The organism is Streptomyces sp. RK9 (assembly GCF_045070545.1).
GTDB lineage: Bacteria > Actinomycetota > Actinomycetes > Streptomycetales > Streptomycetaceae > Streptomyces > Streptomyces alboflavus.
Genome location: NZ_CP173704.1, coordinates 1,459,822 through 1,475,892 on the forward strand (window position 1 = coordinate 1,459,822; position 16,071 = coordinate 1,475,892).

16 protein-coding genes are annotated in these 16,071 nt (G+C 74.5%); 6 read left to right on the forward strand and 10 right to left on the reverse strand.

Annotation, left to right across the window (positions count from 1 at the left end):
• Positions 1 to 39: 39 nt before the first annotated feature.
• The 3 genes from AB6L24_RS26705 to AB6L24_RS26715 are packed head-to-tail and all read right to left on the reverse strand — an operon-like array spanning position 40 to position 1,079.
• Positions 40 to 207 (reverse strand): hypothetical protein, encoded by a 168-nt coding sequence (locus AB6L24_RS26705; RefSeq protein WP_405659254.1) that lies wholly within the window; start codon positions 205 to 207, stop codon positions 40 to 42.
• A gap of 36 nt (positions 208 to 243) precedes the next feature.
• The gene (locus tag AB6L24_RS26710; protein ID WP_405659256.1) at positions 244 to 813 is read right to left on the reverse strand and encodes a hypothetical protein; all 570 of its coding nucleotides are present in this window, start codon (positions 811 to 813) and stop codon (positions 244 to 246) included.
• Between the two features lie 29 nt (positions 814 to 842).
• The gene (locus AB6L24_RS26715; protein WP_380842144.1) at positions 843 to 1,079 is read right to left on the reverse strand and encodes a hypothetical protein; all 237 of its coding nucleotides are present in this window, start codon (positions 1,077 to 1,079) and stop codon (positions 843 to 845) included.
• A 110-nt stretch (positions 1,080 to 1,189) separates the two neighbouring features.
• Between AB6L24_RS26715 and AB6L24_RS26720 the strand changes: the two genes are divergently transcribed.
• Together AB6L24_RS26720 and AB6L24_RS26725 are read left to right on the forward strand one after the other, a co-directional pair.
• Entirely contained in the window at positions 1,190 to 2,017 is an 828-nt protein-coding gene (locus AB6L24_RS26720) for a Scr1 family TA system antitoxin-like transcriptional regulator (RefSeq protein ID WP_405659258.1), read from the forward strand.
• Complete coding sequence (locus tag AB6L24_RS26725; protein ID WP_405659261.1) at positions 2,001 to 2,183, forward strand: DUF397 domain-containing protein; 183 nt, start codon at positions 2,001 to 2,003, stop codon at positions 2,181 to 2,183. The genes AB6L24_RS26720 and AB6L24_RS26725 overlap by 17 nt, the downstream gene beginning before the upstream one ends.
• 1 nt (position 2,184) lies before the next feature.
• Here AB6L24_RS26725 and AB6L24_RS26730 read toward each other — a convergent pair whose 3' ends face one another.
• The gene (locus tag AB6L24_RS26730; RefSeq protein ID WP_405659264.1) at positions 2,185 to 3,141 is read right to left on the reverse strand and encodes a zinc-binding dehydrogenase; all 957 of its coding nucleotides are present in this window, start codon (positions 3,139 to 3,141) and stop codon (positions 2,185 to 2,187) included.
• A gap of 111 nt (positions 3,142 to 3,252) precedes the next feature.
• Here AB6L24_RS26730 and AB6L24_RS26735 point away from each other — a divergent pair, with 111 nt between their 5' ends.
• Positions 3,253 to 3,963, forward strand: coding sequence for a TetR/AcrR family transcriptional regulator (locus AB6L24_RS26735; RefSeq protein WP_405659267.1), 711 nt, complete (start codon positions 3,253 to 3,255; stop codon positions 3,961 to 3,963).
• On the opposite strand, the gene AB6L24_RS26740 is transcribed toward AB6L24_RS26735, so the two are convergent.
• Positions 3,887 to 4,531 carry a LuxR C-terminal-related transcriptional regulator gene (locus AB6L24_RS26740; protein WP_405659268.1) on the reverse strand — a complete coding sequence of 215 codons (645 nt, stop codon included), beginning with the start codon at positions 4,529 to 4,531 and terminating at the stop codon, positions 3,887 to 3,889. The genes AB6L24_RS26735 and AB6L24_RS26740 overlap by 77 nt on opposite strands.
• On the reverse strand, positions 4,495 to 5,808 hold the full coding sequence (locus AB6L24_RS26745) for a sensor histidine kinase (protein WP_405659270.1): 1,314 nt from the start codon (positions 5,806 to 5,808) through the stop codon (positions 4,495 to 4,497). Before AB6L24_RS26745 ends, AB6L24_RS26740 begins: the two co-directional genes overlap by 37 nt.
• A gap of 35 nt (positions 5,809 to 5,843) precedes the next feature.
• On the opposite strand from AB6L24_RS26745, the gene AB6L24_RS26750 reads away from it, so the two are divergent.
• Entirely contained in the window at positions 5,844 to 6,059 is a 216-nt protein-coding gene (locus tag AB6L24_RS26750) for a hypothetical protein (RefSeq protein ID WP_405659273.1), read from the forward strand.
• Here the strand turns inward: AB6L24_RS26750 and AB6L24_RS26755 are convergent.
• Both AB6L24_RS26755 and AB6L24_RS26760 read right to left on the reverse strand, forming a co-directional pair.
• On the reverse strand, positions 6,056 to 6,886 hold the full coding sequence (locus AB6L24_RS26755) for an alpha/beta fold hydrolase (RefSeq protein ID WP_405659276.1): 831 nt from the start codon (positions 6,884 to 6,886) through the stop codon (positions 6,056 to 6,058). The two genes, AB6L24_RS26750 and AB6L24_RS26755, sit on opposite strands and share 4 nt — an antisense overlap.
• A gap of 44 nt (positions 6,887 to 6,930) precedes the next feature.
• Positions 6,931 to 7,878 carry an alpha/beta fold hydrolase gene (locus AB6L24_RS26760; RefSeq protein WP_405659279.1) on the reverse strand — a complete coding sequence of 316 codons (948 nt, stop codon included), beginning with the start codon at positions 7,876 to 7,878 and terminating at the stop codon, positions 6,931 to 6,933.
• Between the two features lie 77 nt (positions 7,879 to 7,955).
• Here AB6L24_RS26760 and AB6L24_RS26765 point away from each other — a divergent pair, with 77 nt between their 5' ends.
• The gene (locus AB6L24_RS26765; protein WP_405659281.1) at positions 7,956 to 11,660 is read left to right on the forward strand and encodes a BTAD domain-containing putative transcriptional regulator; all 3,705 of its coding nucleotides are present in this window, start codon (positions 7,956 to 7,958) and stop codon (positions 11,658 to 11,660) included.
• On the forward strand, positions 11,657 to 12,070 hold the full coding sequence (locus AB6L24_RS26770) for a hypothetical protein (RefSeq protein ID WP_405659284.1): 414 nt from the start codon (positions 11,657 to 11,659) through the stop codon (positions 12,068 to 12,070). Before AB6L24_RS26765 ends, AB6L24_RS26770 begins: the two co-directional genes overlap by 4 nt.
• 152 nt (positions 12,071 to 12,222) lie before the next feature.
• On the opposite strand, the gene AB6L24_RS26775 is transcribed toward AB6L24_RS26770, so the two are convergent.
• Both AB6L24_RS26775 and AB6L24_RS26780 read right to left on the reverse strand, forming a co-directional pair.
• Complete coding sequence (locus AB6L24_RS26775; RefSeq protein WP_405659287.1) at positions 12,223 to 12,981, reverse strand: DUF4232 domain-containing protein; 759 nt, start codon at positions 12,979 to 12,981, stop codon at positions 12,223 to 12,225.
• Positions 12,982 to 13,119: 138 nt separating this feature from the next.
• Positions 13,120 to 15,978: an AfsR/SARP family transcriptional regulator gene (locus tag AB6L24_RS26780; protein ID WP_405659290.1), complete on the reverse strand. Its 2,859-nt coding sequence runs from the start codon at positions 15,976 to 15,978 to the stop codon at positions 13,120 to 13,122.
• Positions 15,979 to 16,071 lie beyond the last annotated feature (93 nt).

The following is a 16,071-nucleotide window of genomic DNA, read 5'->3' on the forward strand; positions in this document are numbered from 1 at the left end:
CCAGAGGCCGTGGGGCGTTGCCCTTTCCGGCACCTGGGGTCACCGCTCGCGGCGGTTCCAGAAGTCCCGCCACCACTGGCCCCGGTCCGGCGGGGGCGGCAGGACGGCCTTGGCCACGCGGGCGACGCAGTACGCGACGACCACCAGGAGGATGAGGATCCAGACCGCCCACCATGGAGCGCCCTGAAGCAGGTCGAGCAGAGACATCGCTGGCCTTCCCAGCCGGAGCCGGGGGCGTGTCGGCTACGCCGCTTGTGCCTCTCCCTGGGGGCGCGCGGCCGAGACGCCCCATCGAGTCGTGATCGATGGGGAGTTCGGCCGTCCGGGCGCGCGCGGGATCGTGGGTGTGGTCAGGCGGACCACGCCGCAGGGGGAACGGTCGTTTCTTGGGACGGTGTCCACGTACGCGTAGTCGACTGGTACGAGCGCCTTCGCCAAGTCCGCGCGGATCAGGGCGATGAGGGCGCACATCGAGTCGGCCAGGCGGCGCGCCTCCTCGGCGAACTCGGCGCTGTCCACCATGCGGAACGGGTCACGTGCGCCGTGCATGGACGGTGCCGTGGCCTGCGGCAGGCGGGTGTCCCTCTCGGCCGTACGCGCGATCGTCGCGCGCAGCTCCGACGCGGCGCCGTCCGGCTGGCTCTCCAGGTATTCGTGGAAGCGGACGGTGTCGGTCAGCACCGAGAGGAGGGAGCGCAGGCGATGGTGGCGAACCCGCGCGGCGACGTTGTAACGCTCCCAGAGGCCGTCCAAGTACGCGTCCACGCCCACGATGACGAGCCGCGCGCCCTCGTCTGCTCCCGCCGTCGTCACGCCGTCAGCGTACGAGGCGGGCGTGGCGCCTACCAGTCGTTCCCGTAAAGCTCCGTCTTCCGTTGCCACCACGTCTTCATCTCGCTCTCCTCGACCGGCGTCGCCGCCCGCAGGTCGCCCACGCGGATCGTCGCCACGAAGTGGGTGAACCGGACGCGGCGGAACTCGCCGTCCTGCGAGAGGACCCGTCCCGGGCCGTAGATGTCCGTGCTCGCGTGCGCCACGTACGCGCCCTCCGTGTGCTGCTGTTGCTGGTCCGTTTCCATCGGGCTGCCTCTCGCTCTGTGTGCCGTTCCGATCACACAGTGCGGTCGGCAGGGCTAGCCTCGCCAGTAGGTAGCGCTTGACAACTGTGCTGGCACGGGAGGGCGTTGGGATGGCCATCGAGGACAGTCCGGAGTCACGACTGCGGTACGGGGAGGAGCTGCGCTCGCGGAGGGAGGGCGCGGGGCTGACTCAGGAGGAGTTGAGTGTGCGGGCGATCATGTCGCGGACGCATATCGCCCACATTGAGGCGGGGCGCAGGCGGCCTTCGTTGGACGACGCGAAGCGTCTGGACGACGTGCTGGACGCGGGGGGTGTGTTCGTCCGGTTCCTTCCGGTCAAGGCGGAGGGGCGCGTCGCCGAACACTTCGCGGAAGTCCTGGAGCTGGAGAAGCGGGCGACGATGATCCGTACGTTCGCGTCGCAGCTCATTCCCGGCATGTTGCAGACGCGGGCTTACGCACGGAGCGTGTTCCTGGACGGATGCATTCCCCGGACGGACGAGGAGGTCGACAAGGTTGTCGAGACGCGGCTGGCGCGTGCCCGCATCCTGGAGAACTTCCATGCCCCCGAAGTCTGGTTCGTGTTCGACGAAGCGGTGATCCGGCGCCCGGTGGGTGGTGCGGCTGTGATGTGCGAGCAGCTACGTCACATTGAGCAGCTGGCGCTCAGCCGCCGCATCCGTGTGCATGTGATGCCTTTCTCCGTGGGTTACTACCCGTTGCTGGAGGGCTTCGTGTCGCTGATGTGGTTCGACGACCTTCCACCCATCGCCTACGTGGAGGCGCTGAAAGCAGGAAAGGTGCTGGAACTTCCGTCAGCGGTGCTCAGCTGCCAAGTCGCCTACGATCGGAGCGTGGGTGACGCCATGTCGTCCTCTCAGTCCCTGGCATTGATCAGGTCCGTAGCGGAGGAATTCGAGCATGAACAGCACCGATGAACAGTGGCGCAAGTCGAGCTACAGCGCTGCCGATAGCGCCGACTGCCTCGAAGTCAACGACGCGCACCGCCCGGCAGGCGTCCCCGTCCGCGACAGCAAGAACCCCCACGGCCCCGCCGTCCTCTTCGGCGCACCCGCCTGGACGGCGTTCATCGCCTCCCTCTAACTCACGGCACCAGCACCACCCTGCCGAAGACCTGACCCTCGTCCATCGCGCGATGGGCCCCGGCCGCCCGGCCCAGCGGCAGCACCTCATGCACGACCCCGCGCAGCTCCCCGCGCGCCGCCTCGGCGAACTGGGCCGACCGCACCGCCTGCTTGGCGGCAACGGGCACCGTGTCCAGGCTCAGCGTGGCGTACGAGAGGGAGCTGCGGAACGCGGCCAGCAGGCGTGCCCCGAAGTCGGCCGGGGGGAGTCCGGCGATCAGGCCGACGGCCACAAAGCGGCCGTTGGGGTTCAGCTTGTCCAGGAAGAGGGGGAGCTGGGCGCCGCCCACGATGTCGACCACCACGTCGAACCCCGCAGGCGCGTCCCCCGCGCCCGCGCGGTCCAGGACGTGCGTCGCCCCCAGCTCGCGCAGCCGCGCCCCCCGCTCCGGCGATGACGTGGTGACCGCCACCGCGGCCGCGCCGCCCCGGGCCGCGAGCTGGACGGCGCTGACGCCGATGCTCCCCGCCGCCCCGCGTACGAGGACCGTCTCGCCGGGCGTGAACCCGGCCCGTTCCAGGGCGAAGTGGGCGACCACGCCGGAGCTGCCGAGGGCCACCGCCTCGGTGCCGCTCAGGTCGTCGGGTAGGACGACGACCTCCTCGATGTCGGCGACGGCCTGCTCGACGTACCCGCCGGAGAGGCCGGTGAACGCCCATACGCGGCGGCCCAGCCATGAGGTGTCCACGCCGTCCCCCAGCGCGGTCACGCGGCCCGCGACCTCGCTGCCGAGGACGTGGCCCGGCTCGAAGCCGAAGGTGCCGAGGGTGCCACGGCGGAGCATGGCGTCCACGCCGCCGACGCCGATCGCCTCCGTGGTGATCAGGACCTGGCCCGGCGCCGGATCCGGCACGGGCAGGTCCACCACCTCCAGGCCGTCGGCGGTCCCGAACTCCTTGATCACGACAGCTTTCATCCCGGCTCCTCAGGGGTGGTGAAGGGGTGGACGCGGGGCGACCGGGCGGGTCGCACCACCGCCATCGGAACGTAACGGGCCGCGCCGTGCGTTCAGCCGAAGTGAGACGCCATGACTGACCATTTGACTCGCTCCGACGCCCGGGACAACCGGGCCCGCATCCTGGACGCCGCCCGCGTCGTCTTCAGCGAGGAGGGCCTGGCCGCGCCCATGCGCGAGGTCGCCCGGCACGCGGACGTCGGCCCCGCCACGCTCTACCGGCACTTCCCGACCAAGCGGGACCTGATCGGGGCGACCTACGCCGAGCAGCGGCGGGCCTGCCACGCCATCGTCAGGGACGCCCTCGCGGACCCGGACCCGTGGCGCGGGTTCCGGCGCCTGATCGAGGAGATCCTCGAACTGCACGCCCGCAGCCGGGGGTTCGCCGACGCCTTCATGGCGGCGTTCCCCGAGGGCGACGACTTCGTCGCGGAACGGCAGCGCGCTCTCCTCGCCGTCACCGACCTCGCCCGCCGCGCCCAGCGATCAGGACACCTTCGGTCCGGGTTCGTCGTCGACGACCTGATGCTGATGCTCATGGCCCACCAGGGCATCCAGGACGCCCCGCCCGAGACCCGGCTCGCGGCATCCCGCCGCTTCGCCGCGTACATGATCGAGGGCTTCCGGGCCCACCCGGAGACACGCGTACCCGCGGCGCTGCCACCGGCTCCCCACCTGTGCTCCACGCCGACCCACCGGACAGGCCCTAGCGGTCCAAGTACGCCAGTACGGCGAGCACCCGCCGGTTCGCCGACTCCGCCGGCGGCAGCCGCAGCTTCATGAAGATGTTGCTCACGTGCTTCGCCACGGCCTTCTCCGTCACGAACAGCGCCTCCGCGATGCCCGCGTTCGACAGGCCCTGCGCCAGGCACTCCAGGACCTCGCGCTCGCGCGGCGTGAGGGAGTTCAGGGGCTCGTCCCGCGACTTGCCGGTGACGAGCTTGGACACCACCTCGGGGTCCATCGCCGTGCCGCCGCCCGCGACCCGCAGAATCGTCGCGATGAACTCGGCGCCGTTGGAGACGCGTTCCTTCAGGATGTAGCCGACGCCCTCGGAGCCGGTGGCCAGCAACTCGTGGGCGTACAGAGGCTCTACGTACTGGGAGAGGAGGAGGATCGGCAGGCCGGGCACCTCCGTGCGGGCCGCGACCGCCGCGCGCAGCCCCTCGTCGCTGAACGTCGGCGGGAGGCGGACGTCCACCACGGCGACGTCGGGCCGCAGGGACGTCAGGGCCTCCTGGAGGAGAGGGCCGTTGTCGACGGCGGCCAGGACCTCGTGGCCGAAGGCCTGGAGGAGGCGCGTGACCCCGTCCCTCAGAAGGAAGTGGTCTTCGGCGAGGACAACTCGCACGGCAGCTCCATCGTCATCTGGGTCGGGCCGCCCGGCGGGCTGCTCACGGCGAGGATCCCGTCGAAGTGGGCGAGACGCCGCTCGACCCCGCGCAGCCCGGTCCCCGCGGACACGTCCGCGCCGCCCTGCCCGTCGTCCACGACGGACGCCCGCAGCGCCCCGGCCTCGTACCGCAGGTCGATCCAGCAGCGCTCGCCGCCGGAGTGCTTGGCCGCGTTCGTGAGGATCTCCGACATCGCGAAGTACATCGCCGACTCGACGGGCGGTTCGGGACGGGACGGCAGGTCGATCACGACCTCGGTCCGCAGCGGGCTGATCATCGCGAGGGAGCGTACGGCATCGCCGAGACCCCGGTCCGCGAGGATCGGCGGGTGGATGCCCTTCACCAGGTCACGGAGCTCCTTCAGGGCGGCCGTGGAGGACTGGCGGGCCTCGACGAGGAGGTCGCGGACGGCGTCCGGGTTGGTCTCCAGGAGGTGCTCGGCCGCGTTCAGGGTCATGCCCATCGCCACGAGCCGCGCCTGCGCGCCGTCGTGCAGGTCCCGCTCGATGCGGCGGATCTCCGACATCTGGCTGTCCACGGCGTCGGACCGGGTCTCCTTCAGGTGCTCCACGCGGGCCGCGAGCAGCTCGGCCTCGCTGGGCGCGAGCAGCAGGTTCAGATAGCGGCCGTGCAGGCGCAGGGCGAACGGGGCCGCCCAGAACACCGACAGGGGCAGCAGCGCGGTGCCGAGCACGCCCGCGAGCGCCGCCGTCGCCGGGTCGCCGACCGGGATGAACAGGAACCACATGCTGTCCCACTCGGCGGGCAGCTCCGTGCCCATCGCCGCCGTCCAGATGCCCCAGGCGCCGGTGAGGGCGAGGGCCAGCGGGCCGAAGGCGATCGCGCCGCCCACGAACGCGTGCACGTGCACCCAGCGCCAGTCCCGGTGCACCTGGTTGCCCTTGTCGAGCAGCTGGGACCGCAGCGCCTTCGCCCGCTCCGCGCCGGACGCGGGCAGCTCCGGGTACACCGCGGGGATGTCGACGCCCGACCAGCGCGCCGCGTACGCCCGCTGCCGGTCCGCGAGGGCCCGCACCCTGCGCACCGTGCCCGGCAGGAGCTTGAGGCCCACCGGGCCGCGCAGCGTCGACCAGACGATTCCGATCCACAGCGACAGGCACATCGCGCGGTGAGCCTGGAACCACAGGGTCAGGGAGCGGCGGAAGGCCGTGATGCCGCCCGCGGCCTCGAAGCCGCCCGGGGCCGCGTCGGTGTTCTGTCGTGTGCTCTTCATGTACGCATTATCGAAAGCGGCGTGGCCGGAAGGCAGTGGTAAAAACTCCCCTCTTCGGCCATGGATTTCGTGGCGACGTCACCGCCACCGACGACGAGTCCCGGCAGGAGCCGGAACTCGCCGTGCTGCGGAAGGGGTTCGCGCTCGTCCTGACGGCCGAGGAGATCGCGGCGCGGCTGGCGGGCGGGGGCGCCGGTGCTGTCGGCGTCGGGGGTGCCGGGGGTGTCGGCGCCCCGGGGACGCCCGCCTAGGCGACGCGCGCCAGCCAGTCCCGCACCGCCGCGTTGAACTCCTCCGGCCGCTCCAGGTTCGGCAGGTGCGCCGCCCGCTCGATCACGCACAGGCGCGCGTCGGGCAGCGCCGCGTGCATCGCCTCCGCGTCCGCGACCGGAGTGTAGGTGTCGTCCCTGCCCACGACCACCAGGGCGGGGACCGTGACGCCCGGAAGCACCGGCCGGTAGTCGGGGCGCTCGGCGCGGGCGCGCAGGGCCGCCGCCGCGCCCTCCGGGGACGCCGCCAGCATCATGCGGAGCACGTGCGCGGCGGCCTCCTCGTTGTACGGCGCCGCCATCTTGTGCAGCACCTCCTCCGCGTACCCCTTCATGCCCTCCGCCAGAAGCCGCTCCGCCGTCTCCCTGCGGAACGCCTTCCCCGCCTCCGTGTCCGTCGCCGGGGACGTGTCGGCGAGCAGAACCCCCGCTATCCGCTCCGGGAAGCGGGCCCAGGCGTCCATCACGATCTGGCCGCCCATCGACACCCCGCCCAGCGCGCAGCGCGCCACGCCCAGGTGGTCAAGGAGGGCCAGGAGGTCGCGGGCGAAGTCGCCGAAGTCGGTGACGGGGGCGTTGGCCTCGCCCGAGGGGGCGGCGGAGGCGCCGTAGCCGCGCAGGTCGAAGGTGATCACGCGGTGTGTGCCGGAGAGGGCGCTGACCTGGGGGTCCCAGAGGGAGCGGTCGAAGGGGTGGCCGTGGACCAGGACGAGGGGGACGCCCCGGCCCGGGCGGCCGTCGTGATCGCCGTGGCCGCCGTGGTCGTCGTACGAGAGCTGGATTCCGTTGCTGAGCCGGTTCGTTGGCATGGGGTCAGGCTAGATCCACCCCCGGCCGGCCGGAGCCCCCGTCCTCAGCGGGCGAAGAGGTCCCGCAGGGCCGCCGTGACCTCCTTCGGGGCCTCCTCCGCCATGAAGTGGCCGCACGACACCGTCCGGTGCGTGAGGTCCGGGGCCCACCTGCGCCACAGGTCCGCCGCGTCGAAGCCGAGGGCCGCGCCCCAGTCCTGCTGGAGGACCGCGACCGGCATCCGCAGCGCGTTGCCCGCGACGCGGTCCGCCGTGTCGTGCTCGACGTCCGCGAACGCCGACGCCCGGACGTCCGCGACGATCGAGGGGACCGCCTCGCGGCACGCCCGCAGGTACGCGGCCCGCACGTCCGGCGGCACGGCGCCCGGCGACGCCGACCACACGTCCAGGAAGTGGCCGAAGAACCCGTCCGGGTCCGCCGAGATCATCCGCTCCGGCAGGCCCGGCGGCTGCGCCATCAGATACAGGTGGAAGCCGATCGCGGCGGACGTGCCGCGCATGACGTCCCACATGTCCAGCGTCGGCAGCACGTCCAGGGACGCCAGGTGCGTGACCGCGTCCGGGTGGTCCAGACCCGCGCGGATCGCGACGAGAGCGCCCCGGTCGTGGCCCGCCAGCGCGAACCGCTCGTGCCCGAGGGCCCGCGCCAGCGCGACCACGTCCGCCGCCATCGTCCGCTTGGCGTACGTCTGGCCGTCCGCCGCCTCCGGCGGCTTGTCGCTCGCGCCGTAGCCCCGCAGGTCCGGGCAGATCACGTGGTGGTCCGCCGCGAGGTCCGCCGCCACGTGGCGCCACATGAGGTGGGTCTGGGGGAAGCCGTGCAGGAGCACGACGGGCGTGCGGTCGGGGTCGCCGCCGACGGCGGCGTTCAGGTGGACGCCGCCGTCGCCGACCGGGATCCGGTCGTAGCTGAAGCCCTCGATGCGGGGCTCGGGGCGGGATGCGGTCTGTGTCCCGGGTGTCCCGGGTGTCCCGGGTGTCTTGGGTGCCATGGGTTCAGCCTGCGCGGCCCGGATCAGCAACCGATCAGCAGCGGGTCCATGCAGGTGACGGGCGGTACGTTGAAGGGGTGCCGCAGGAGGAGAGCGCCGGGCCGGGGGCCGGTGACGTGACGTTCCAGGTCCTCGGGGCCCTTGCCGCCCGGGACGCGGACGGGCGCCCCCTCGACCTCAAGGGGCCCCGGCACCGTGCCGTCCTCGCCCGCCTCCTCATCGCCCGGCGGCGGACCGTTCCCGTGGACTGGATGGTCGACGACTTCTGGGACGAGCCGCCGCCGAGGGCCGTCGGGGCGATCCGGACGTTCGTCGGTGACCTGCGGAAGGTCCTTGAGCCGGGGCGGGCCCGGCGGGCGCCCGCACGGCTCCTGGTGACGTCCGGGCCCGGGTACGCGCTGCTCGCGGGCGGTGGGGCGGTGGACGCCTGGCGGTTCGAGGGGGCTGTGGGGGAGGCCGCGAGGTCGCTGTCCGGCGGAGGTGCCGGGGTGGCCCTGGGGGTTCTCGACGAGGCGCTCTCGGCTTGGCGGGGGCCCGCGTACGCGGAGTGGGCCTCCGAGGAGTGGGCTCGGGGGGAGGCTGCCCGGCTGGAGGGGCTGCGGTTGCTCGCCGTGGAGCGACGGGCGTCCGCCGCGCTGGCTCTGGGGCGGGCCGGGGAGGCCGTGCTCGACCTGGAGGCGCACGTCGAGGGGCATCCCTGGCGGGAGGAGGCCTGGGAGCTGCTGGCTGTCGCCCTCTACCGGGCGGGGCGGCAGGGGGATGCCCTGGGGGTGTTGCGGAGGGCTCGGGAGCGGCTTGTGGGGGAGCTGGGGGTGGAACCGGGGGAGGGGTTGCGGAGGCTGGAGGGAGAGATTCTGGGGCAGCGGGGTGGGGGTGCCCTCGGGGCGGGGACTGGCGTCACACCGTGCGCACGCTCGGCGTCAGCCGCAGCTCCGGCACCGTGGTCCATGCCGCCACCTGCTGTGGGCACAGCCCGGTTCGACGGTTCCCCTGCCGGGCGGGGGAGCGAGCTCGTCGGGCGTGAGGCGGAGTTGGGCGACCTGGAGGCTTCCGCTCGTGGCGTTGTGCGGGAAGGGCGGCTCCTTCTGGCCCTGGTCTCCGGAGACGCCGGCGTCGGGAAGACCGCTCTGGTGCGGGAGTTGGCGGGGCGTCTCTCGGAAGAAGGGTGGGTCGCCGCTTGGGGGCGGGCCTCGGAGCAGGGCGGGGTCCCCGCCGGGTGGCCTTGGGCCGAGGTGCTGGGGGAACTGGGGGTCTCCGACGAGGGCGACGCGGGCGGGGACCGGTTCTCGTGGTACCGGCGGGTGGGGGAGCTGATCACCGGGGCGGCCGACCGCCACCCCCTGCTGCTCGTACTCGACGACCTGCACTGGGCCGACGACGGCACGCTGGAACTGCTGGCCTCGCTGGTGGAGCGGCCCCTTGAGCGGCCCGTGCTGGTCGTGGCGACGTACCGGGACGGAGAAGTGGCTGACGGGATGCGGGAGTTGCTGGGCCGCGTGGCCCGCGCCGAGCCCACGCGGGTGCGGGTCGGACCGCTGGCCGAGCCCGCCGTGGCCGACCTCGCGCGGACCGTCTCACCCCGCCCCCTCGACGCCGCCACCCTCCGCACCGTGCACCGGCGCAGCGGCGGCAACCCCTTCTTCGTACGCGAGATCGTCCGCCTGTACGCCGCCGAAGGGGCCGCCGCCCTCTCCCAAGTCCCGGCGGGCGTACGGGACATCGTGCGCCGCAGGCTGGGCGCGCTGCCCGCCGGGGCCCGCGCGGTGCTGCTGCGCGCCGCGCTGATCGGGCCCGCCGTCGACCTGGACGTGCTGACCGCGCTCACCGGGGACGAGGACGCCGTCCTGGAGGCGGTCGATGCCGGGGTGGCGGCGGGGTTCCTCGTCGGGGAAGCCCAGGAAGGGCACGGAGCGGGCGAGCGGGAGGGCGAGAGCGAGGGCGAGCGGGTCGAGTTCGCGCACGCGCTCGTACGGGAGACCCTGTACCGGGACCTGTCCGCGCCCCGCCGCGCCCGGCTGCACACCGCCGTCGCGGAACTCCTGGAAGACCTGCGGCCCGACTCCGTCGAAGCCATCGCCCACCACTACCTCGGCGCGGGCACCCGCGAAGTCGCCGCCCGCGCCGCCGACTTCGCCGCGCGGGCGGCCCGCCGCGCCGAGAACGCGTTCGCGCCGCACGAGGCGGTGCGGCTGTGGGGGGCGGCGTTGGAGGCGTACGACCGGGGTGGGGGTGGGGAGTCGGTCGAGGGTCAGGGGAGGTCGGTCGCCTCGGCCGAGGGGCAGGGGCGGTCGGGTGATCCGGCCGGGGGCCGGGCGCGGCTCGGGATCGTCATGGGGCTCGTGCGGAACCTCGCCGTCACCGGCAGACTCGCCGAGGCCCGCCGGTACCGCGCCGAAGCCCTCGCCGCCGCCGAGAAGACCGGCGACCCCGAGCTGACCGCCCGCGTCATCGGCGCCTTCGACGTACCGGGCATCTGGGCCCGCAACGACGACGAAGCCCTCTCCCGCCGCATCGTCGCCGCCGCCCTGCGCGCCCTCGACGCCCTCCCGGACGACGGCACCCCGGCCCGCCGGGCCACCCGCAGCCGACTGCTCAGCACCGTCGGCATGGAGACGCGCGGTTCCCGCACGGAACGCGGCGCTGAGGCGGCCCGGGAGGCGGAGAGGCTGGCGCGGGCGGTCGGGGAGGCCGCCGGAGCGGGCGAGTTCGGCGCCGGGGCGGTTGTCGGCGCAGGCGCCCGTGCCCAATTCGGGGCCGGTGCGCAGTCCCGGGCCCGTGCCCAGTCCCGGGCCGGTGCGCAGTCCCGGGCCGGTGCCCAGTCCCAGTCCCGTGCCCATGCCGGTGCCGGTGAGGAAGCCGACCCGGCAGCGGGAACCGCAGCCGTCGAGGCTGCCCCGCGCGGCGGCGCCGACTCCGCCGCGCTCCTCTCCTTCGCCCTCAACGCCCGCTACCTGCACACCTTCCACCGCCCCGGACTCGCCCCCGAACGCGCCCGCATCGGCGAGGAGCTGACCACCCTCGCCGCCCGCCACGACCTCGTCGCCTTCGAAGTCCTCGGCCACCTGATGCTGCTCCAGGCCCACTCCGCGCTCGCCGACTTCGGCCGCGCGGACGGCCACGCCGCCGCCGTCGACCGCCTCGCCGAACGGCACGGGCTGCCGCTGGCCGGGGTGTTCACGGAGTGGTACGCGGCGCTGCGTGCCGCCGTCGCCGGACGGGTGCCGGAGGCGGAGGCCGGGTGCCGGGCGGCTGCGGCGCGGATGCGGGGCGGGGGGATGAGCGGGATGGAGGGGGAGGGGGTGGGTGGAGTCGGAGAGGCGGGCGAGGGCGGCAGTGCGGGGCTCCTTGAGCTGGCCCTGCTGTGTCTGCGCGTGCAGAGCGGAGGCGAGGAAGGCGGGGTCGGCGAGGACGGCGAGGACGGCGAGGACGGCGAGGTCGGCGAGGTCGGTGTGGTGGTGGGCCCGGCGGGCGCGGACCCCCACGACCAACTCCTCGAAGCCCGCCTCTGTCTCCGCGCCCGCGCCGCCCTCCGCTCCGGCACCGCCCCGCCGGACGTCCTCGACGGCCTGTATCGCGAACTGCTGCCCGCAGGCGGCGAGTTGGCCGGGGCCGGGAGCGGCGTCCTGACCCTGGAGCCCGTCGCCCTCTACCTCGGTGACCTCGCCGCCGCCCTCGGGCGGCCGGACGCCGCCGCCCGGCACCACCGGCAGGCGCGCGTCCTCGCCGAGCGGGCCGGGGCGCCCCACTGGCTCGCCGCCGCCGATGCGAGGATGCGCCGGTGACCGACGAGACGAGTACGGCCGCGAGGGCCGCCACAGAGACGGCGTACATCCGCTTCGAGTCCCCGACCCTGCACGAACGCGGGGTGCACCCGGGCGTGTTCTTCCTGGTGAACAGCCTCGCCCGGGAAGGGAAGCTCACCCCTGAGCAGCGCGGCTTCTGGCGCGCCAACAACGACTGGTACGACGCCGCGTACACCACGCCGTCCGACGCCTACGACCGCGAGGCGAACCCCGGCGCGGTCGCCTGGTTCAAGGCGACCGCCACCCACCTCATCGAGCGCGTCCCCGGCTACCTGGACATCCTCGCCGCCCACGGCGTCCCCTGCCGCACGGTCCGCTCGGCCGACCCCGGCCGCATCGTGTACGAGGACGACGTGCAGGTCGTCGTCGTACCGCACGAGGCCGCGTAGCCCCCGTCTCCCGCGAGGCCGGGAACCAGAACGCCCCCCGCCGCGCACACGCGCGACAGGGGGCGTTCCTGCGACTGATCGCCTTCTGGGGGAGTCGGCCGATCAGAAGTACCGGGAGGGCAGGAGTGCCGGAGGGCAGGAGTGCCGGGAGGTCAGAAGTTGTAGGGCTTCGCCGTGTTCCAGTTCGTGACGTCGGCCGTCGACCACGTGAACTTCGACGGCACGCCCTTGGCGAAGGCCTCCTGGTCGACGCCGGGGCCGGTGTCGCCGGTGTGGTCCGTCAGGGCGATGCTGAGGCCGGTGGCGGTGTGGGTCCGCGCGCTGTCGGTGAACAGGTTCACGGCCGCGTAGACCTTGCCGCCGGGCTTGATCGTGAGGGCCTTGCCGCCGCCGGGGGTGTCCTTCGCGGAGTGGGGCAGGACGTTCGCGGTGTCGCCGAGCATCACCGACGGGAACGACGTGACGTAGCACGCCTTGGAGTCCGCGTTGGTGGCGGTGATGAGCAGGTGCTCGCCGCGCTGCTTCGCGAAGCGGTGCGTGACGGAGTACGAGATCTCCTGGCCGTCGCACGCCCGGATCCCGGCGGCGGAGGCCTGCGAGCCGGAGCCCTTCGAGCCGGAGGCCTGTGACCCGGAGCCCTTGCGGGCGTTGACCGTCGCGCCCTCCGTCGAGGACGACCCGGCGTCCGTGCCCTTGGCCGCGTCGACGGTCGCGCCCCCGGTGCCCGTGCCGCCCTCGGCCGCGCCGGACTTCCCTCCGCTCGCCTTCTCCGAGACGACGGCGCCCCCGCTCTTGCCCGCGCCCTTCGCGTCGTCGCCGCCGTCCGAGTTGCCGCAGGCGGTCAGTGTGGCGAGGGCCAGCGCGGCGGTGGTGGCGGCGAGTGCGGCGGTGCGGATCCGAGACGTACGCATGATGGTGCTCCCCCTGGGGTGGTGCGGTCCTGGCGGTCGTTCCCGCCGTTGACACCAGACTGGGCCCGGCCGCTTTCGTTCCGCTCACGCGCCGCTGCCGTCCCGCTCACGTCGCGCGGACGGGGGCGAACCGGCTGGTCAGCCCGGATCCGCGGCCGCCGCAAGCCGCCGCGCCGCCGCCCCGTGCCGCTCCCGGAAACCATCCTGCGCCGACACCCGGAGCAGCGCCTCCAGGGCCCGCACCGCGCCCTCGTCGAAGCCGCTCGACTCCGCCTCGCGCGCCGCCGCGTCCAGGCGGCGGATGCCCTCCGCCTCGTCGCCGAGGCCGAGCAGCGCCTCGCCCGCGGCCGTGACGAGGAGGACCCGGCCCGCGCTCGGGTCCTCCCGCGGGGGCGTGAGGGCCAGGGCCGCGTGCGCCGTGTCCAGGGCCGACTGCCAGTCCCGCGCGTCCAGTTGGAGGCGGGCCAGGTGGTGCAGGGCGAGGCGTTCGGTGTTGCCGTCACCGGCCGTGCGGGCCAGCTCCGCCGCCCGCAGGCAGCCCTGCACGGCCTCGTCCGTGCCGCCGAGGGCCGCCTGCGCGAGGGACAGGTTCACCAGCGCCGTCGCCTCGCCGCGCGGGTCCCCCGCCCGTGCCGCGAGCGGCGGTGCCGCCTCCAGGTGGGCCAGGGCCTCGGCCGTGCGGCCCTCCTCCGTGAGGACCCAGCCGAGCAGCGCGAGGACCCGCGCCTGCGCGTACGGGTCGTCGGCGGCGCGGGCCGCCCGCAGCGCCGTCTGCAGGAGCGGCGCCCAGCCGTCCCGCACCCGCCACACCACGAGCGGCCACAGCGCGAGCACGATCCGCCAGGTCCGGTCGTGCAGACCGGCCGCGTCCGCCGCGCCCGCCGCGAGCGCCAGGTCCTCGCGCTCGGCCGCGTACCAGTCCATGGCGGCGGCCCGGTCCGCGAACTCCCGTACCGCGCGCGGCTCCCGGAAGTCGTCCGGGAGCGCGAAGCACGGCTCGTCGCTGGGCTCGGCAGCTTGGGCTGCCGCGAGCGCCGTGGCGACCCAGTGGTCGAGGACGCGCGGCAGCGCCTCGGGGTCCGCGTCCAGGCCGCGGGCGTACAGCCGCACCAGGTCGTGCAGGGTCCAGCGGTCCGGCGCGGTCCGGGTCAGGAGGTGGGCCCCGGCCATCCGCTCCAGGGCGGCCTCGGCGGTGTCCGGGTCCGTGCCCGCGAGCGCCGCCGCCGCGTACCGGTCCAGGTGGGTGCCCGGGTGGCGGCCGAGCTGCGCGAAGTGGTGCCCGACGGCCTCGGGGAGCTGCCGCAGCGTCAGCCGCAGCGCCGCCCGCACACCGGTGTCCTCCACGTCCAGGAGCACCGAGCGCCGCGACTCGTCGGACAGTTCGGCGGCCATCGCCGCCAGCGTCCACTGCGGGTGGTCCGCGAGCCGCGCCGCCACCACCCGCAGCGCGAGCGGAAGACCGCCGCACAGCTCCGCGAGGCGGCGCGCGGCCACCGGCTCCGCGAGCACCCGCTCCTGGCCGAGCACCCCGGCGAGCAGCGCCGTGCCGTCCTCCGGCCCGAGGACGTCCACGGGCAGCGGCCGGGCCGCGTCACTGGCGATCAGGCCGCGCAGCCGGCTCCGGCTCGTGACGACGGTGACGCACCGGGCACCGCCCGGAAGCAGCGGTCTGACCTGCTCGGAATCTCGTACGTTGTCGAGTACGACGAGGAGTTGGCGCTCGGCGGCGAGGGAGCGGAACAGCGCGGCCGCGCCGTTCGCCGACTCCGGTATCCGGCGCGGCGGCACGCCGAGGGCGGGCAGGAACTCCCGCAGGACGTCGAGGACGGACGGTTCGCCCGTGTCCGCGAAGCCGCGCAGGTCGGCGTAGAGACGGCCGTCGGGGAAGGCCGCGCGGTTGCGGTGCGCCCACTGCACCACGACCGCGGTCTTGCCGACGCCCGCGGGGCCCGTGACCAGGCACACCGGGGCCTCGCCCGCGGCCGCCCGGGACAGCGCGGTGAACTCGGCCGCGCGTCCGTGGAAGCCGCGGGGGGCTCGGGGGAGGAGGTCGATGGGGGTGGGGGGTGCGAGGGGGGCCTGGGGGTGGGGATGTGCGTGTGGGTGCGGCTGGGGTTGGGGATGCGGCTGGGGCTGTGAGGGTGTCGGGGCGGTGGTGGTGAGGGGGACTGCCGTGTCGCGGGTGTCCGGCGGGGGCGCGGGTGTCGTCGGGCGCGGCGGGGAACCGGGGCGGGCCCTCGCGGGCACCGGCTCCTCGCACTCGCCCCGCAGCGCGAGCGCGTACGCGTCCGCCAGCTCCGGGCCCGGGTCCAGGCCCAGCTCGTCCGCGAGCAGCCGCCGGGCGCGGTGGAACCAGTCCAGGGCCTCCGAGCGGCGGCCGGCCCGCCGCAACGCCGTGACAAGCGCCGCCGACAGGGACTCCCGCAGCGGGTGGGCCGTCGCCTCCGCGCGCAGCAGGGCGGCGGCGCGGGCGTGCTCGCCCAGCTGCCCGTACCCGGCGGCCAGGTGTTCCACCGACGCGAGCCGGGTCTCCTCAAGGGCCTGCGCCGCCGCCTGGAGGGACGGGCTCGGGTGCACCCCGGTCAGCGCCGGGCCCTGCCACAGCGCGAGCGCCTCCTCGTACATCGTCACCGCGTCGGCCACCGTGCGCTGCCCGCGGGCCAGCGTCACCAGTTCCTCGAAGCGGTGGGAGTCGATCAGGGTCTCGGGCATCCGCAGGAGATACGCCGTGCCCTGGGTGACCAGCTCCACGCCGTACATCTCCGCGTCGGCGGCGACCAGCAGCGTGCGCAGCCGCGACACATGGCCCTGGATGACGCCGCGGGCGCGGGCGGGCGGCTCGTCGTCCCACAGGGCCTCGGTGAGGCGCTGCACGGAGACGGGGTAGTTGGGGCGCAGGAGCAGGGTGGCGAGCAGGCTGCGGCGCTTCGCGGGACCCAGCGGCACCTCACCGGCCTCGGTGGCGACGGACACCGCTCCGAGCAGCCGGAACTCCACTGGTGCGACCTCTTCCGACGGAAAGAGCCCAGGATAACCGGGGGGTGGGGAGGGGACGGAGGGCGCCGTCGGCGGGGGTGGGGCGGAGGATTC